Source organism: Methylobacterium sp. Leaf466 (assembly GCF_001425565.1).
GTDB lineage: Bacteria > Pseudomonadota > Alphaproteobacteria > Rhizobiales > Beijerinckiaceae > Methylobacterium.
This window is the reverse complement of the sequence record NZ_LMRC01000002.1, coordinates 98,065-115,342: the sequence shown is the minus strand read 5'-3', so window position 1 is coordinate 115,342 and position 17,278 is coordinate 98,065. Positions and strand designations below refer to the sequence as shown.

The window sequence follows — 17,278 nt, the reverse complement described above, 5'->3', positions numbered from 1 at the left end:
CCGAAAGATCCGAAAAGCCGCGGTATCCTGCAGGATTAGGCGGCGATCTTCATCATCTGCATTATCGTGCGGCGCCGAGATACTCGAACCCGAAGGCGGGGCTCGCCGCACCGGTCGGGACCGGCCTCGCCGCCTGGGCCACGGTGAGCCGGGCATGGACGACGGCCATGATCAGCACCACCATCGCAAAGACCTGGTGGGACAGGCCCGCCCAGAGGGGCACCGCCAACAGCAGCGTCGTCACGCCGAGGACGGCCTGCGCGAGGACGAGGCCGGCCACGGCCCAGGCCCGGCGGGCGATGCCGGTGCCGGGCCTGCGCCACGTCGCGTCGATGGCATGGACGAAGGCGAGGGCGAGGAGGAGATAGGCCGCGATGCGGTGGTCGAACTGCACGAGGGTGACGTTGTCGACGAAGTTCTCGAACCAGGGCGTCACCGCGAACAGCATGGACAGCGGCGGAACGAACAGGCCGTCCATGGTCGGCCAGGTGTTGTAGACGAGGCCGGCGCGCGAGCCCGCCACGAGGCCGCCGAGCGCGATCTGGACCAGGACCAGGGCGGCCACCGCATAGGCGCCGTTGCGCAGGCCCGCCGGTGCCGGCTCCGGCGCCCGCTGCCGCAGGCCGGTGGCGAGCCAGACCAGCACCCCCAGGATCAGGCTGGCCGTGGTCAGGTGCAAGGTGAGCTTCAGGGGCGCCACCGCCGTCATGCCGGGCTGGAGGCCGGAGGCGACCATGATCCAGCCGATCGCACCCTGCAGCCCGCCGAGCGCGCCCAGGGCGAGGAGGCCGAGGCCGAGGCGGCGGTCGAGGGCGCCGCGCCACCAGAACCAGGCCAGCGGCAGGAAGAAGACCAGGCCGAGGACGCGGCCGAGCATGCGGTGGCCCCACTCCCAGGCATAGATCACCTTGAAGTCGGCGATGCCCATGCCCTGGTTGAGGATCTGGTACTGGGGGGTGCCCTTGTACTTGTCGAATTCCGCCGCCCAGGCCTCCGCCGAGAGCGGGGGCACCGCGCCGGTCACCGGCCGCCACTCGGTGATCGAGAGGCCCGATCCGGTCATCCGCGTGGCGCCGCCCACGGCCACCATGCAGACCACGAGGGCGGCCAGCAGGATGAGCCAGGCGCGCACGCCCCGGTACCGGCCGGGCGTGTGTGCGGTGGACGCCTCGCTCAGGATCATCGCGCGGGATCTCGTCTGACATGGGGGCCGAGCCTATGGGTCGCCAGTTAAGGAGCCCGCGTCCGGCCGGCAACGTCCGGCGGTGCCGCACCCGGGATGCGGCGGCGGGCGACGTTGCCACTGCCCGCGTCGGGTTCTAGGCAGGAGCCGTCCTCGATTCCGACGGTAGGAACAGCCCGATGCGCCGCCGCACCCGCACCCTGATTGGCACGGTCGCGATCCTCGGGTTCGTGATCGTCTATGCGCCTTTGGCCATGGCGCTGGCCGACAGCCGCATCTCGCAGACCCCGGCCCCGGTGCAGACGGTGCTCTATTGCATCCTCGGCATCGCCTGGATCTTCCCGCTGATGCCGGTGATCCGCTGGATGGAGCGCCCGGACGCCGATCCGAGCCCGTAGGACGCCGACGGTCCGGCTCGGGGCCGCGCCGGGATTTCGCCTTACTCCCCCGGCAGAGGGGGCGCCCGACGGTCTCGCAACAGGACCTCGCACGGCCGGGGACGTCGCGGTGGCGACGCGATCCCCTCGCGCCGGGTCGTTCCCGAAGGTCGCTCCACCGCTTCATGCCTCGTCTCAGCCCGTTTCCCGTCGTCCTCGCCCTCGTCCTCGTGCCGGTGCTCCATCACCCGGTCGCGGCGCAGGCCGGCCCGCGCTCGGCCTCCGACTGCGAGCGGCTCAAGAACGACCTCGCCTACAACCAGTGCCTGTCGATGTTCGGGCCGGCCGCCCGGAACGTGGCCGGAGGCGCCGCCGCGCCGAGCGAAGGGGCGGCCTCCACCGGAACGGCCATCACCGCCATGCCGCCGGCGATGCCGCCCGCCGTGGCCACGGCGGGGTCGTCTGCCGACGAGGCCGCGCCCGAGGCCCGGCGTGGCCGGCGCCACCGGCGCGGGTCGTATGCGCGGGGCGGACGCCAGAGCGCGACCTTCTCGGTGGGCGGCGGCGAGAACCGGTCGTATCGCCGCTTTCGTCGCCGACGCTGAAACCCTCACGTCACGTCGAGGCGCCGGCCGCGGTTCCAGGCCAGGAAAGGCACGCCCGAGAGCAGGGCCTGCAACGCCGCCTCGTTCTGGTGCCAGCCGTTGACCGAGACCCGCGGCAGCGCGTGCAGGTGCCGGGCGTGGCCCGCGAACAGATGGCCCGGCCGGGTCGTCACCGCGGTGGCGAAGCCGAGGTCGCGGGCGATGGCGAACTCGCGTCCTCCCGCCGAGGTCCTGTCGCCGACCGGGTAGGAGAGGTGTCGCACCGGCCTTCCCAGCCGCGCCGCGATGCGGTCGCGCCCCTCCCCGATCTCGAAGGCCGCGCGCCGCTCCGGGTGCTTGGCCAGCATCGGGTGGCTCACCGTATGCGCGCCGACGGTCACCGCCGGGTCCTCGGACAGGCGTGACAGCTCGGGCCAGGACAGGCAGAGGTCGCCGGCCGCGGAACCGGCCGCGATTCCCGCCTCGGCGCAGAGCGCCGCGATCCGGTCGAGCAGCCTGTCCTCGGGGCCCGCGCGCAGGCGGCGATAGACCGCCTCGAAGGCGGCCGTCTTCTCGTCGGCGTTCCGTGCCGGCAGGTCGAGGCCTGTCGCGTCCCGGTCGTCGCCGGCCAGCCGGACCCGGTCGAGGCGCGCGATGGCGCGTTCGAGCTCGATCCACCACAGCCGTCCCCGCCCGTCCGCGAAGTCGCTGGTGACGAACAGGGTCCAGGGCGCCCCGTGGCGTGCCAGCACCGGGGCGGCGTGATCGCGCGTGTCGCGATAACCGTCGTCGAAGGTCAGGACCGCGAAGGGGCCGCCACCGGCGGCGAGCCGTTCCGGCACCGCGTCGAGGCCGACGATGGCGAACCCCTCCGCCTCCAGCCGCACCAGCACCCTGTCGAGGAAGTCCGGCGTGATCGTCAGGAGGCGGTTGGGTGCATAGGCCCCCGGCGGCTCGGGGCGGACGTGGTGGAAGGTCAGGATCACGCCGGCGCCGCGGGCGAGCGGGCGCAGCCAGCGGTCGGCGCCCGTCGCGGCGATGGCGCGAAAGCCGGCCGCCAGCAGGCGGTGGCGGGATGCGGTCATCGGTGATCCTCCCCCTGCCGGCGTTCGTGGCGATGCCGCCGGCCGCGGTCCCCTCGGCGGACCGGCGCTCGGCTCGTCCCGTTCGGCCGGGACGGCGTGGATCCCGAGAGTGCCGGGAAAAGCGGCAAGGTTTCGTTACCCACGCGCGCCGATCGGGGATTGCCTTCCGGCCGCCTTCAACCGTGGTTTACGCTCGGCATCCTAGAGACTGAACGACCCGACCCGGCGATATCGTGCCGGACGATCGGGGGGGAGTGGTTGTCATGGCGGCTCTTGTCGATGATCTGGCCCAGGCAGACATGATCCACGCGTCGATCCGGTCGGCCCTGCGGTTCGAGGTCCATCGCGACCTGTCGGCGGTCGAGGCCCTGTGGCGCGGGGTCGAAAGCGACCCGGCGGTCCTGGCGACGCCCTACCAGCGGTTCGACTGGGTCGCGGCCTTCTGTGCGGGCGCCTCGGCGGCGGATGCCGAGCATCGGGCCGGGGCCGTGCGGATCGTCGTGCTGCGCGACCGCGCCGGGCGCGTGCGGATGATCCTGCCGTTATGGTGCCGGCGCGAGCACGGCGCCGTGATCGCCCGCGTGGTCGGCGCCGCCCACGCCAATTTCCACATGCCGCTGTTCGCCTCGCCCGAGGCGGCGGCCCTGGCCGGGCCCGAGGTCGTCGAGGCCCTGCGGGCGGCCGGGGCGCAGGCCGGCATCGACGCCTACCTGCTCGGCTATCAGCCCCGGCACTGGGACGGGGTGGCCAACCCCCTCGCCCAGTGCAGCGAGCCGGCCCCCAGCAACGCCTACGGCCTGAGTCTGGGGACCGACGCAGATGCCGAGGCCACCGTGCGGCGGGTCTTCAGCGCCGACGCCCGCAAGAAGCTGCGCGGCAAGGAGAAGAAGCTCGTGGAGGCGGTCGGCCCGATCGGCTTCAGCGTCGCCGCGACGGCGGAGGAGGCCCGCGCCATCCTCGATGCGTTCTACGCGCAGAAGGCCGCCCGCCTCGCCACCATCGGCGTCTGCGATCCCTACGTGGTTCCCGGCATCCGGCAATTCCTCGCCCGGGCGGTGGGGGCGGTGCCGGGCCTGGAGGACCGGACGGCCATCGAGGTCTGCGCCCTGGTGGCACGGGGCGACGGCCGGATCCTGGCGACCTTCGCGGGCGCCGTGGACGGCCGGCGCTACAGCGGGATGATGACCTCGTTCGACCAGGACCCGGCCCTGGCCCGCTTCAGCCCCGGCGACATCCTGCTCCAGCACCTGGTGCGGTATCAGGCGGAGAGGGGACGGCGGGCCTTCGACCTCGGGGTCGGAGAGGCGCGCTACAAGGCCAGCATCTGCGACGAGACCATCGAACTGCGCGAGGTGGCGATCCCCATCACCCTGCTCGGCCGGCTCGTCACCGCCCAGGCGGTCGGGCGCAACCGCCTCAAGCGGCGCATCAAGGCGAGCCCGCGCCTTTTTCGGATCTTCCGCCGCCTCGGCCGCCTGGTGCGGCGGCCGACCGACCGCGCCGCCTGACGGCCGGGCGGATCAGGCGGCCGAGAGGCGCAGGCCCAGGTCCGTCTTCTCGGCGGAGTCGGTCTCGGCGGGGACCGCCGGGCGGTCCTGCGCCACCACGACGAGGGCGGCGCCGGCATCCTCGGCCCGGGCGTAGAGATCGACGAGGGCGGGATCGTGCGCCTCGGCATTCGAGGCGATCACCACCGCCGTCGTCGGCCCGATGCAGGCGGCCATGATCTCGCGGGCGGGCCAGCCGCGGGCGGCGTCGATCCGGCAGACCACCCAGGCATAGGCCTCGTCCAGGGCGTCGAGGGTGATGGTGAGGGCCAGGGGCTCCTCGATCAGGATCTCCGCCGGGATCGAGCCGCGGGCGATGACGTGGAGGCGCGAGCCGGGAATCGGCTGGATCGCATCGTGGAAGGCGACCTCGCCGGCCACGAGGTCGGTGACGCCGGGTTCGTCGAGGTCGTCGCCGGGCCCGTTGAGATCGACCACCAGGGTGCGGCTGCCGGAGGCCGAGAGGGTCGCGGCCAGGGTCTGGGCGAGGCTCTCCTCGCCGCCCTCCCCCGTCTCGACCACGACGACGCGCGGACCGGTGTGGCCTTCGCCGCCCTCCCGCAGGCGGGCGACGAGCAGGTCGAGCTGGAAGGCGGCGTCGGACCGGGCCGGGGCGGCCTGCGGGGCGGCGGGCTCGTCCACGGCCGCGGCGAGGGCCTCCTCGGGTGCGGCAGCGGGCGGCGGCAGGGGGATCGCCGCAGGGACCATGGCGGGGACCATGGCGGGGGTCGTGGCGGTGATCTGGGCGGGGATCTGGGCGAGGTCGGACGGAGGACCGGCCAGCGGAGGACCGGCCAGGATCACCGGGAGCTCTTCGGCCTCAGTCGGCACCACCGGCGCCCGGACCCGGGCGGCATCGCGGACGTCCTCGACCTGCGCCGGGATCGCGATCGACGGTTCCTCGCGATGGAGCCCGTCCGGTTCGGCGGCCGGGGCCTCCCGGCGGTCCTCGTCCTCGACCCGCGCCACGGAGGCGGCCCAGGCGGGTGGCTGCGCGGCATAGGCCGTGCCGGCGTAGGTGGCGCCCGAGCGGGACAGGGCGGCGGAGGCCTCGGGGAAGTCGAACGGGCCGGGCTCGCGGGAGAACGGGCGCTGCCTTTCGGCCGCATCCTCGTCCTCGTCGCGGCGGCGCCCGCCATCGACGCCCTCGGGGTTGGCCAGGAGGTGGCGGGCGAGGATGGCACCGATGGAGAACATGAGGGCGAGCAGCGTCGCCAGCGCGATGATCGGCAGTTTCTTGGGGAAGGACGGCAGCTCGGGCACCACCGCGCGGGAGACCACGCGGGCATCGGCCGGGGTGGCGCTCTCGGCATCCCGGGCGCTCGCCTCGCGGTAGCGCGAGAGGTAGGATTCGAGCTGTTCGCGCTCGGCCTTGGCCTCGCGCTCCAGGGCCCGCAGCTGGACCTCGCTGGAGTTGCCCTGGGCGACGACGTCGCGCTGGGCCTCCACCGCTGCCGTAAGGCTCTCGACCCGGGCCTCGGCGATGCGGGCGTCGTTCTCAAGGGTGCGCACGACGCGGTCGGCGGTGGCCTTGATCTGGGCGTCGAGGTCGTTGACCTGCGCCACCAGTTCCTTGATGCGCGGATGGGCCGGCAGCAGGGTGCGCGATTCGAGCGCGAGCTGCGCCTTGAGGGTGATGCGCTGCTCGACCGCCCGGCGGATGACCTCGTTGTTGGCCACATCCGGGATCTCGAAGACGCGCCCGTCCTTGATCATCTCCTTGATCAGCTTGGCGCGCCCGGCCAGATCCGCCTTGACGGTGCGGGCCTGGGAGAGCTGCGTCGAGATCTCGCCGAGCTGCTGGGCGCCCAGCGGCTGGTTCGAGGTGCCGCCGGTGGCGATCAGCCCGTTGCGGCTGCGGTAGGTCTCGACCTTGGCCTCGGCCTCGGCGACGCGCTTGCGCAGGGACTCGATGTTGCCGCCGAGCCAGGTCGAGGCGTAGCGCGCGGTGTCGACCTTGGCCGCCTCCAGCGAGGCGATGTAGAGTTCGGCCACCGTGTTGGCGGCGCGGGCCGCGAGCTCGGCGTCGCGCGAGCGGAACTCGATGGTGAGGATGCGCGACTTGCCGGCGGAATAGACCAAGAGCCGCTCGAAGTAGGTCTCCAGCACCCGGTCCTCGGGCGTGCGATCGAGCGGGTTCTTGGCGAGCCCGGTCATGATCAGCATGCTCTGGAGCACGCCGACCCCGTCGACGCTCGGATCGAACTCGGCGTTGCCGGCGAGCTTGAGGCGGCGGACCGCCTCGCGGGCGAGGTCGCGCGACATCACCACCTGGACCTGGCTCGCCACCGCCTGTTCGTCGATGGGCAGGCTCGCCTCGGCCCGCTCGGTGCCCGAGCGGCTGAAGGCGGCCTCGCGGTTCTCGAGGAGGATCTTGGCCTCGCCGGTGTAGCGTGGCGGGACCACCTGCACGAACACGATCGCGCCGGCCGCCGCCGCCAGGGTCGGCAGGGCGATCCAGGCCCAGGATCGGCGCAGGAGGCCCCCCACCTGCGTCAGGCCGAGGCCGTCGCCGTGCCCCTGGGCGGCGTGTAACGGGGCGGGATGCAGGCGGGTGCGAGGCATGGGAGATCTTTACGCAAGGTAAAAATGACCCATCGCGAGCGAGAACCCGATCGATCGGCCTTGATCTCATCAGACATCGTTAGGGTTGACCGGAGGTTAAGAGCCGCGAAGTCGTGGGACGGGAAAACGAGACTTTATCGTTCCTTAACCATGCCCGGTTAGGCCTCGTTCATCGTATCGAGTCCCAACGGCGGCAGTGCTGATGAACCGGCGCGCATTACTTCTCGCTCTCTCCTCCAGCCTCGCGCTCGGCGGATGCCTGCGTCCGGATTTCCGGACCGAGCTCCTCGACGCCACCGGCACGGGGTCGATCGGAGCCCGCTACACGCTCTCTGCGGGCGACCGCCTGCGCGTGATCGTGTTCGGGCAGGACAACCTCTCGAACATCTACGCGGTCGACGGGGCCGGGCAGATCGCGATGCCGCTGATCGGGACGGTGAAGGTGGGCGGCCAGTCGACGGTCCAGGCGGCCAAGACCATCGAGGCCAAGCTCTCCTCCGGCTTCGTGCGCGAGCCGCACGTCACGGTGGAGGTCGATTCCTACCGGCCGTTCTACATCCTGGGCGAGGTCACCACCTCTGGCCAGTACCCTTACGTCAACGGCATGGCCGTCGAGACGGCGGTGGCGATCGCGCAGGGCTTCGGCCCCCGTGCGGCGCGCGACTACGCCGTCCTCACCCGCGAAGGCCCCAAGGGCCTGGTCTCGGGGATCGTGCCGATGACCTATCCGGTCCGCCCGGGCGACACCATCGTCGTGAAAGAACGGTTCTTCTAAAGCCGGACACCCACGTCATCTCGGTTTCGAAAGGTCGAGACCTTTCGCGGGTCCAGGGCAGAGCCCTGGAATCACCGTCAAGGCTATGTCCTGGTGAAAAGGACACGGGCTTTCACGAAAAGCCGGTGTCCTTCTTTGTCAGGCCGCCGCCGGTGCGGCCAGCCTTTCGCGGAACGCCGCCGCCGCGTCGTCCGAGCGCCAGCAGGCCACCGCGTGGCCCGGCGCCACCTCGAGGGCGGGCGGCACCTCCCTGTGGCACTTGTCCACCGCCAGGAAGCAGCGCGGCGCGAACGGGCAGCCGGGCTTGCGGTTGGCGAGGTCGGGCGGGCTGCCGGGGATGGTCTCGAGGCGCGAGCCCTTGACCAGGGCGCCGTCGGCCCGGCTGCTCAACAGGCCGATGGTGTAGGGGTGGTTGGGGCTGAGCACCACCTGGCGCGCGGTGCCCGCCTCGACGATGCGCCCGGCGTACATCACCGCGATGCGGTCGGCGACCTCCACCGCGGCCCCGAGGTCGTGGGTGACGAAGATGGTGGAGAGGCCGAGCTCCGCCTGCAGTTCGCGCAGCAGCAGCAGGATCTGGATCTGCACGGTGGCGTCGAGCGCCGTGGTCGGCTCGTCGGCCAGCAGCACCTTGGGCCGGCAGGCCAGCGCCAGGGCGATCATCGCGCGCTGGCGCATGCCGCCCGACATCTCGTGCGGATAGGCGTCGAGGCGCCGCTGCGGGCTCGGGATGCGCACGCGTTCGAACAGTTCGAGGGCGCGGGCCCGCGCCTCCCCCTCGCCCAGGCCCTCGTGGCGGCGGATCGCCTCGGTGATCTGGCGTCCCACCGTGTAGACCGGGTCCAGCGCCAGCAGCGGCTCCTGGAAGATCATCGCCACCGCGCGCCCGCGCAGGCGGGTCAGTTCCTTCTTGGACATGGACATCACGTCCTGCCCGGCCACCGTGATGGTGCCCTCGATCTTGGTCTTGTTCTCCGGGTTGAGGCGCATGATCGCGCGCAGGGTCACGCTCTTGCCCGAGCCCGATTCGCCGATCAGGGCCACCGCCTGGCCGCGCTCGAGCACGAGGTCGACCCCGTCGACAGCCCTGACCCGGCCGCCGAAGGTGACGCTGAGATTGCGGATCGCCACCGCCGGGCCGGTGGGGCTCGCGGGCGAGAGCGGCGCGGAAGGGACCGGCACGGTCATGCCGCCACCAGGGCGTTGGCCGCCGAATGGCCGGAGCCCGGCTGGCGCGCGAGGCAGGCGACCCGGTGGAGGTCGACCACGGTGTCGAGGGGCGGCACCTTCGCGGAGCAGACCGGTTCGGCCAGGGTGCAGCGCGGATGGAAGCGGCAGCCCGAGGGCGGGTCGATGGGGTTGGGCGGATCGCCGGCCAACGGCGCCACCTGCGTGCGGTTGTCCGGGTCCAGCGACGGCATCGAGGACAGGAGGGCGGCGGTATAGGGGTGCGAGGGCGAGGCCAGCACCGTGTCGGCCGGGCCGATCTCGACGACCTGGCCGAGGTACATCACCGCGACCCGGTCGCAGATGAAGCGCACCACGTTGAGGTCGTGGCTGATGAACAGGTAGGTGAGGTTGAAGTCCTGCTTGAGGTCGAGGAGCAGGTTGAGCACCTGCGCCTCCACCGACTTGTCGAGCGCGGAGACCGCCTCGTCGAGGACTACGAGGCGCGGCTCCAGGGCGAGCGCCCGGGCGATGTTGACGCGCTGGCGCTGACCGCCGGAGAGTTCGTGCGGATAGCGCGCGGCGAACCGGGTCGGTTCGAGCCCGACGCGGGCGAGCAGCGAGCGCGCCCGCTCGATCGCCTGCCGGGTCGGGATGCCGTGGACCTGCGGCCCGAAGGCGATCGAGGCCTCCACGGTCATGCGCGGGTTGAGGGAGGAGTAGCTGTCCTGGAACACCATCTGGGTCTGGGCGCGGAACTGGCGCATCGGCAGGGCGCGGCTGCCGATGGTCTCGCCGTCGAACAGCAGGTTGCCGGAATCGTGCTCGATCAGCCCCATGATCAGCTTGGCGGTGGTGGACTTGCCGCAGCCGGATTCGCCGACGATGCCCAGCGTCTCGCCCTTCAGGATCTCGAAATCGACCCCGTCGACGGCGCGCACCACCGCCTTCTTGCCCCCTAGGCCCTTCTTGATCGGGAAGTGCTTGATGAGCCCGTCGACGGTGAGCAGCGGCTGGGCCGGCCCGCCGCGATCGCGGATGTCGGCGACGGTAGTCACGATTTGACCTCCATGGCGGAGCGAAGCCCGTCCGAGAACAGGTTGAACGAGATCGAGACGATGAAGATGGCCAGGCCCGGCAGCGCCGCGACCATCGGGTTGACGTAGATCGCGGTGCGCAGGGTGTTGAGCATCAGGCCCCATTCGGGCTCCGGCGGTTTCACGCCGAGGCCGAGGAAGGACAGGCCCGAGGCCAGGATCATCGAGACGCTGATGAGGCTCGTCGAATAGACGAAGATCGGCCCGAGCACGTTGCCGAGCACCTGCACCCGCAGGATGGTGAAGGTGGAGGCGCCCGAGAGCTTGGCGGCGTCGACGTAGTCGCGCGAGCGGATCTGGGTCGTCACGCTCTCGGCGACGCGGGCGATCTGGGGCACGAACACGCAGGTGAGCGAGACGATGGAGTTGAGAACGCCCGCGCCCAATGCGCCGGACAGGGCGATGGCCAGCAGCACCGAGGGGAAGGCGAAGAACACGTCGATGGTGCGCATCAGCACCACGTTGAGCCAGCCGCCGACGTAGCCGGCCAGGATGCCGATGCCCGAGCCGATGATGAAGGCGAGGATCACCGGGGTGACGCCGATGAACAGCGACAGGCGCCCGCCCATCATCAGGCGGCTGAGCATGTCGCGCCCGAGTTCGTCGGAGCCGAGGATGTAGGTGGCGTCGCCGATCGGCTTGAGGCGCCGGAGCATCGAGCCGCGATAGGGGTCCATCGGCGTGATCCAGGGTGCCAGGATCGCCACCGCGACGATGACGAGGATGATGGCCGCGGCCGTCATCGCCACGGGGTCGCGCACGAGCTTGCGCCCGACGCTGCCCCAGAAGCCCACCGAGGCGACGAAGGCCTCGGGTGCGGGCTGGGTCGTTCCCATGGCCGGGTCGATACCGGCCGTGGCGGGAGTGGTCGTTCCGGCCATCAGCCCCTCTCGATGCGTGGGTCGAGCGCCGTCTGCACGACGTCGACGATGAGGTTGAGGGCGACGAAGAACATCGCCAGCACCAGGATGGCGCCCTGCAGCAGCGGCAGGTCGCGTTGGAAGATCGCGGAGTTGAGCAGGAAGCCGGTGCCGGGCCAGGCGAACACCGTCTCGATCAGGATCGAGCCGCCGAGCAGGTAGCCGAGCTGCAGGCCCATGATGGCCAGCGCCGTCGGGGCGGCGTTCTTGACGACGTGCTTGAACACGCCGAACTCGGAGAGGCCCTTGGCCCGCAATGCGCCGACGAAGTCCTGCGAGAGGATGTCGCCCACCAGCGCCCGGATGGTGCGGGCGATGACGCCCATGGGGATCACCGACATCGTGATCGCCGGCAGGATCATGTAGCGCAGGTGTTCGAGGTCGGGCTTCCAGTTGCCCGACCCGTCCGGCCCCGCGCCGGTGGGCGGCAGCCAGCCCAGGGTGGCCGAGAAGATGATCACCATCACCATGCCGAGCCAGTAGTGCGGCACCGACACGCCGAAGACCGAGATGGCGGACGCCACCTTGTCGAGGGCGGAATCGCGAAAGTAGCCGGCCACGAAACCGAAGAAGGTGCCGAAGGTGAAGCCGATCAGCGTCGCTACCGAGGCCAGGATCAGGCTGTTGACGACGGCGCGGCCCACTTCCGACACCACCGGCCGGCCGCTCGAGATCGAGGTGCCGAGGTCGCCCTGGAGCACGTGCCAGAGCCAGATGAAGTACTGCACCGGCAGCGGCTTGTCGTAACCGTAGGCCGAGCGCATCGCGTCGATGGTCTCCTGGGTGGCGTCCACTGGCAGCACCGCGCTCAAGGGATCGCCCGGCGCCAGGTGCACCAGCAGGAAGCACACGACGCTGACGCCGAGCGCCACCGGGGTCACGGCGACGAGGCGCCGGAGAATGAAGCTCAGCATGGTGGCATTCCGCTCAGGTCCGTCCGTTCAGGTGTGCTGCCATCGTCCACGACGCCGGTCTGCCGGGCTCGGGTCCCCTCTCCTGGAAGGAGAGGGATAGGGTGAGGTGTGTGACCTCTTCGCAGAAGGCACTCCCCTCACCCCTGCCCTCTCCCCATGGGAGAGGGAGCCCCGCCAGCTAAGACCGACCGGCCAGGATCACTTCTCCACGGTGATCGGCGAAAAGTCCTGGAACCAGTTCTGCGCCTGGACGAAGCCCTTCACCTTGGGGCTCATCGCCCGCGGGTTCACGTCGTGGGCCACCATCAGGAACAGGGCGTCGTTCACGTATTTCTCGTGGACCTTCTCCAGCACCTTGGCCTGTTCGGCCGTGTCGAAGGTGTTGCGGACCTGGTCGAACAGCTTGTCCATCTCGGGGTCGCAGTAGTGACCCCAGTTGGTGCCGTTGGGGGCGGCGAGGTTGCACTGCAGGTGCCGGATGAAGCCGGTGAAGGGGTCCTGGATGAAGTAGGAGAAGTTCATCCCCGTGGCCTTGCGCGACATCTCGGCCTTGGAGCCGCCGCGCCAGAGGTTGATGAGGGTGTTCCACTCCACCACCTCGAAATCGATCTTGATCCCGACCTCGGCGAGGTTCTGCTGGATGACCTCGTTCATCGGCAGCGGCTGCATCTGCCCGGAGCCCGAGGGCGCGATCAGCACCTTGGTGGTCACGGGCTTGGCCGGGCTGTAGCCGGCCTCCGCCAGGAGCTTCTTGGCGGCCTCCGGATCGTAGGTCGGCTTGAAGGTCGGCTTGCCGAACCACTGGTGGCCCGGCGGCATGAAGCCCTCGGCCGCGATCATCAGGCCGCCGAGCATCCCCTTCATGCCCTCGCGGTCCACGGCGAGGTTGGCGGCCTTGCGGATGCGGATGTCGTTCCAGGGCGAGCCCTCGGCCCGCGACAGGTGCCAGGTCCAGTTGTGCGGATAGGCGTTGGTGACGATGGTGAACTTGGCGCCCTTGAGCGAGGCGACGGCGTCCGGCGGCGGCGCCTCGATCCAGTCGACCTGGCCCGAGCGCAGGGCGGCGACGCGGGCGTTGGCCTCGGGCAGCGGCACCAGCACGAGCTTGTCGAGCTTAGGGATCCGGGCCTTGTCCCAATACTCCTTGTTGGGCGCCATCTCGGCGCGCTCGCGGGGGGCGAACAGGGTCAGCTTCCACGGGCCGGTCCCGGCCGGCGTCTTGGCGAAGGCGTCCCAGCTCTTGCCGACCTTCTCCCACTGCGTCGGCGAGGAGATCATGATCCAGGCGATCTGGTAGGGCAGCGTCGCGTCGGGGGTCTTGGTGATCACTTCGAGCGTGGTCGGGTCGACCGCCCGGTAGCTGGCCACCGCCGGGATGCGCGAGCGCCCCTGCGCCGACTGGCGCGGGTCGAACTGCGGGGAATCGGTCTTGAGGAGCTTGTCGAGGTTCCACACCACCGACTCGGCGGTGAAGGGCGAGCCGTCGTGGAAGGTCACGCCCTCGCGCAGCTTGAAGGTCCACTTGGTCTTGTCGGTTGCGTCCGCCTCCCAGCTGGTGGCGAGGCCCGGGGCCAGCACCGAGGGCTTCGTCGCGCTCGACAGGTCCCAGTTGATGAGCCCGTCGTAGACCGTGTAGCCGGTGAACCGCATGCCCTCGCCGCCGTTGTCGGCCTGGCCGGTGGTCAGCGGGATGTCGGAGGCGGTCATGCCGATCCGAAGGGTGCCCTGGGCCAGAGCACCCGCGGGGGCGAGGCTCGACAGGAGCAGGGCGGCGGCGAGGGCCTTCGTGGCCGTGAGAGGAGCCTTCGCCTTCGTGAACTGAGCCGAGCTGCTGATGACACCCTCCTGTACGCTGTGACGCCAGGGTGTATGCAAGTGGTCGGCCACTTGGTCCGCGGCGCGGAACCTGCCTGTGCCGATACCCCTTGGTTCGACCCAGCCCCGGCCTGTCCCGTGACCGCATCGCCCGTCGTCCGCCTCGTCGTCCGGCCGATCACCGCCGAGGCCTTCGCGCCGTTCGGCAGCCTCCTCGAACGGCCCGAGCCGGCGCCGCGACAGGACCGGGCGAGCCCCATCGAGAACGCGAGGCCCGGCGTCCCGCCCAACCTCGCCCTGATCCGCAGCGATCCCGCCGCCGGGCTGATGCCGCTCAAGCGGCTGGAGATGCACCCGTTCTCCAGCCAGACCTTCCTGCCGCTCGCCGTCTCCGGCTACCTCGTGGTGGTGGCCGAGGACCGGGACGGCGCCCCCGACCCTGCCACCCTGCGGGCGTTCTCGGTTCCCGGCGAGACCGGCATCACCTACCGGGCCGGCGCCTGGCACGCCCACATGATGACCCGCGAGACGCCGGGCACCTTCGCGATGCTGGTCTACGAGGACGGCTCGGCCGACGATTGCGTGTTCGCGCCGATCCCCGACACGGTGCTGGCGCTCTGAGATCGCGGCGCATCGGCCAGCGCCACCAGGGTCCGTAGGAGAACGTCGGCCCCGGCGGTGCAATCCTCCTGCGTCGCCGATTCGGCCGGGTTGTGGCTGATGCCGTCCTTGCAGGGCACGAAGATCATCGCCGTGGGGACCGTGTCGGCGATGTTGCAGGCGTCGTGCTGGGCGCCCGAGACCATCCGCCGGTGCGCCAGCCCGAGGCCGCGGGTCGCGGCTTCCACCGCCGCGACCACCTCCGGGTGGAAGACCACCGGGGCCCGCGACCAGATCTTGTCGAGGGTGATCGCGAGATCGCGGCGGGCGCCGATCTCGGCGATCCGCTCATGCAGGGCGGCCTCCATCGCGTCGAGGGTGGCCTGTGCGGGGTCGCGCACGTCGAGGGTGAAGGCGATCCGCCCCGGCACCACGTTGCGGGACGGCGCGGCGATCGTCGCCTCGCCCATCGTCGCCACCGCGGCGGGGCCGTGCGCGAGGGCGACGGCCTCCGCCGCCAGTGCGATTTCGGCCAGCCCCGCCATGGCGTCGCGCCGGCGCGGCATCGGCGTCGTGCCGGCATGGCTCTCGAAACCGGTGACGGTGCCGTCGTACCAGGCCACCCCCTGGCAGCGGTCGACCACGCCGATGCTCTCGCCCTCCGCGTCGAGGATCGGCCCCTGCTCGATGTGCAGCTCGACGAAGGCGCCGATCGCCCTGGCGCCGGTGGGCTCGGGCCCGCGGTAGCCGATGGCGTCCAGGGCTTCGCCGACGCTGATCCCGGCGGCGTCGCGCCGGGACTGGATGTCCGCCACCGTGAACAGCCCCGCATAGGCGGCCGAGGCCATGGTGGCGGGGGCGAAGCGCGAGCCCTCCTCGTTGGTCCAGTTGACCACCATGAGCGGCGCCTGCGTCTCGATGCCGGCGTCGTCGAGGGTGCGCATCACCTCGAGGCCCGCCAGCACGCCGAGGATGCCGTCGAAGCGCCCGCCGGTGGGCTGGGTGTCGAGGTGCGAGCCGCAGGCGACCGGGGGCAAGCTCATGTCACGCCCGCGCCGCAGGGCGAACTGGGTGCCGAGTTCGTCGACCGCCACCTCGAGCCCCGCCGCCTCGCAGGCATCCCGGAACCAGTCGCGAACCCGACCGTCCGTTACCGACAGGGTGAGCCGGTCGACGCCACCCTCCGGAGTGCCGCCGAACCGCGCCGTCTCCTGGATCGTCGCCCACAGGCGCGAGCCGTCGACCTTCAGGTTATGTCGTGCGTCGTGCATGCGCCTTTGCCCTCGTCACCGGATGTCGGCCGCCCCTGCGGACGCGGGACTCGTGCCGTTCCCGGGCGCCGCAGGCAAGTTCGGCAGGCCGGCTGCCGGCGGTCACGCCCGGCGGCGAGGTTTCATCCTCGGGCGCTGCTCAAACTCGCGCGCGAGCGTGCTGTTTTCGGCATCACACTGCACACCAACCGGCACTCGCCCGGCGCACCGTGCATGCGGTAGACCGGACCCGGCCGACCGCGCGTCGCCGCCCCCGACACGGACCCGCCGATGCCCGAATGCCTCGTCCTGCGCGTTCCCACCCGAAATCCGGCCGACGTCGCGGGGCTCACCGCCCTGTTCGAGAGCGGCCAGGTCCGGCCCGACGAGGTCGTGGCGATCTTCGGCAAGACCGAGGGCAACGGCTGCGTCAACGATTTCACCCGGCAACTCGCGGTGATGGCGCTGGAGGGGGCCCTGGCCGAGGCGCTGGGCTGCACGCGGGCGCAGGTCGCGGCCCGCGTCGCCCTCGTCATGTCGGGCGGCACCGAGGGCGGGCTCTCGCCCCATCTCCTCGTCTTAGCCCGGCGCGAGGCCGCGGCCGGCCCCGACGGCCCAGCCCTGGCGGTGGGCACCGCCTTCACCCCCGACTTCGCGCCCGAGGAGATCGGCCGGATGGCGCAGGTGGAGGCCACCGCGACGGCGGTGGCGGCCGCCATGGCGCAGGCCGGGATCGAGGACCCCGAGGACGTGCACTTCGTCCAGGTGAAGTGTCCGCTGCTCACCAGCGCCCGCATCCTCGAGGCGGCATCGCGCGGGCAGAGCGTCGTCAGCCAGGACACCTACGCCTCCATGGGGTTGTCGCGCGGGGCCTCGGCGCTGGGCATCGGCGTGGCGCTGGGCGAGATCGTGCGGGAGGCCTTGAGCGACGCGGCGATCTGCTCGTCCCGCGACCTGTGGTCGGGCCGGGCCAGCGCCTCGGCGGGCATCGAGCTGATGCGCAACGAGGTCATCGTACTCGGGCAAGCGAAAGGCTGGAGCGGCCCCTGCCGGATCGCCCACCGGGTGATGCGCGACGCCATCGATCTTTTCGCGATTCAGGAGGTTCTGTCGGACCTCGGCTTTGCGACCGGAGGCCAGCTCTCGCTGGAGGAGTCCGAGCGGGTCGTCGCGCTGCTGGCCAAGGCCGAGCCCTCGCACGACGGGCTGATCCGCGGGCGCCGCCACATCATGAACGACGACAGCGACATCAACGCCACCCGCCACGCCCGCGCGCTGGTGGGCGGGGTCGCGGCCGCCGCCATCGGGCGCACCGACCTGTTCGTCTCGGGCGGCGCCGAGCACCAAGGGCCGGACGGCGGCGGCCCGGTGGCGATCATCGCCCGCAGGGAGGGCTGAC

Annotated in this window: 15 protein-coding genes; 6 read left to right on the top strand and 9 right to left on the bottom strand. The window is 71.3% G+C overall.

Annotated features, from left to right (window positions below; all coding sequences use genetic code 11):
* Positions 1-61: 61 nt before the first annotated feature.
* Positions 62-1,183, bottom strand: a complete 1,122-nt coding sequence (locus ASG59_RS02605; protein WP_056406847.1) for a COX15/CtaA family protein — start codon at positions 1,181-1,183, stop codon at positions 62-64.
* A 179-nt stretch (positions 1,184-1,362) separates the two neighbouring features.
* On the opposite strand from ASG59_RS02605, the gene ASG59_RS02600 reads away from it, so the two are divergent.
* Together ASG59_RS02600 and ASG59_RS02595 are read left to right on the top strand one after the other, a co-directional pair.
* Positions 1,363-1,581, top strand: a complete 219-nt coding sequence (locus ASG59_RS02600) for a DUF2842 domain-containing protein (protein WP_055888814.1) — start codon at positions 1,363-1,365, stop codon at positions 1,579-1,581.
* A gap of 164 nt (positions 1,582-1,745) precedes the next feature.
* The gene (locus ASG59_RS02595) at positions 1,746-2,165 is read left to right on the top strand and encodes a hypothetical protein (protein WP_056285950.1); all 420 of its coding nucleotides are present in this window, start codon (positions 1,746-1,748) and stop codon (positions 2,163-2,165) included.
* A gap of 5 nt (positions 2,166-2,170) precedes the next feature.
* Here the strand turns inward: ASG59_RS02595 and ASG59_RS02590 are convergent, their stop codons facing one another.
* Positions 2,171-3,229 carry a polysaccharide deacetylase family protein gene (locus tag ASG59_RS02590; RefSeq protein ID WP_055888809.1) on the bottom strand — a complete coding sequence of 353 codons (1,059 nt, stop codon included), beginning with the start codon at positions 3,227-3,229 and terminating at the stop codon, positions 2,171-2,173.
* A 263-nt stretch (positions 3,230-3,492) separates the two neighbouring features.
* Here ASG59_RS02590 and ASG59_RS02585 point away from each other — a divergent pair, with 263 nt between their 5' ends.
* The gene (locus ASG59_RS02585; RefSeq protein ID WP_056406846.1) at positions 3,493-4,737 is read left to right on the top strand and encodes a GNAT family N-acetyltransferase; all 1,245 of its coding nucleotides are present in this window, start codon (positions 3,493-3,495) and stop codon (positions 4,735-4,737) included.
* A gap of 12 nt (positions 4,738-4,749) precedes the next feature.
* Here the strand turns inward: ASG59_RS02585 and ASG59_RS20870 are convergent, their stop codons facing one another.
* Entirely contained in the window at positions 4,750-7,341 is a 2,592-nt protein-coding gene (locus tag ASG59_RS20870) for an exopolysaccharide transport family protein (protein WP_056406844.1), read from the bottom strand.
* A 202-nt stretch (positions 7,342-7,543) separates the two neighbouring features.
* On the opposite strand from ASG59_RS20870, the gene ASG59_RS02575 reads away from it, so the two are divergent.
* On the top strand, positions 7,544-8,116 hold the full coding sequence (locus tag ASG59_RS02575; protein ID WP_056285944.1) for a polysaccharide biosynthesis/export family protein: 573 nt from the start codon (positions 7,544-7,546) through the stop codon (positions 8,114-8,116).
* Positions 8,117-8,254: 138 nt separating this feature from the next.
* Here the strand turns inward: ASG59_RS02575 and ASG59_RS02570 are convergent, their stop codons facing one another.
* From ASG59_RS02570 to ASG59_RS02550, 5 genes are all read right to left on the bottom strand, one after another.
* Entirely contained in the window at positions 8,255-9,304 is a 1,050-nt protein-coding gene (locus ASG59_RS02570; RefSeq protein WP_055888801.1) for an ABC transporter ATP-binding protein, read from the bottom strand.
* Complete coding sequence (locus ASG59_RS02565) at positions 9,301-10,341, bottom strand: ABC transporter ATP-binding protein (protein WP_200944280.1); 1,041 nt, start codon at positions 10,339-10,341, stop codon at positions 9,301-9,303. Before ASG59_RS02565 ends, ASG59_RS02570 begins: the two co-directional genes overlap by 4 nt.
* Complete coding sequence (locus tag ASG59_RS02560) at positions 10,338-11,216, bottom strand: ABC transporter permease (RefSeq protein WP_055888993.1); 879 nt, start codon at positions 11,214-11,216, stop codon at positions 10,338-10,340. Before ASG59_RS02560 ends, ASG59_RS02565 begins: the two co-directional genes overlap by 4 nt.
* A gap of 44 nt (positions 11,217-11,260) precedes the next feature.
* Positions 11,261-12,214 carry an ABC transporter permease gene (locus tag ASG59_RS02555; protein WP_055888800.1) on the bottom strand — a complete coding sequence of 318 codons (954 nt, stop codon included), beginning with the start codon at positions 12,212-12,214 and terminating at the stop codon, positions 11,261-11,263.
* Positions 12,215-12,412: 198 nt separating this feature from the next.
* A complete protein-coding gene (locus tag ASG59_RS02550) occupies positions 12,413-13,981 on the bottom strand; it encodes an ABC transporter substrate-binding protein (RefSeq protein ID WP_056406926.1) in 1,569 nt (522 codons plus the stop codon).
* 186 nt (positions 13,982-14,167) lie between these two features.
* Here ASG59_RS02550 and ASG59_RS02545 point away from each other — a divergent pair, with 186 nt between their 5' ends.
* Complete coding sequence (locus ASG59_RS02545; RefSeq protein ID WP_056285938.1) at positions 14,168-14,650, top strand: ureidoglycolate lyase; 483 nt, start codon at positions 14,168-14,170, stop codon at positions 14,648-14,650.
* On the opposite strand, the gene ASG59_RS02540 is transcribed toward ASG59_RS02545, so the two are convergent.
* The gene (locus tag ASG59_RS02540; protein WP_056406842.1) at positions 14,584-15,900 is read right to left on the bottom strand and encodes a Zn-dependent hydrolase; all 1,317 of its coding nucleotides are present in this window, start codon (positions 15,898-15,900) and stop codon (positions 14,584-14,586) included. The genes ASG59_RS02545 and ASG59_RS02540 overlap by 67 nt on opposite strands.
* A gap of 270 nt (positions 15,901-16,170) precedes the next feature.
* Between ASG59_RS02540 and ASG59_RS02535 the strand changes: the two genes are divergently transcribed.
* Positions 16,171-17,277, top strand: a complete 1,107-nt coding sequence (locus tag ASG59_RS02535; protein ID WP_056406839.1) for a ring-opening amidohydrolase — start codon at positions 16,171-16,173, stop codon at positions 17,275-17,277.
* Position 17,278 lies beyond the last annotated feature (1 nt).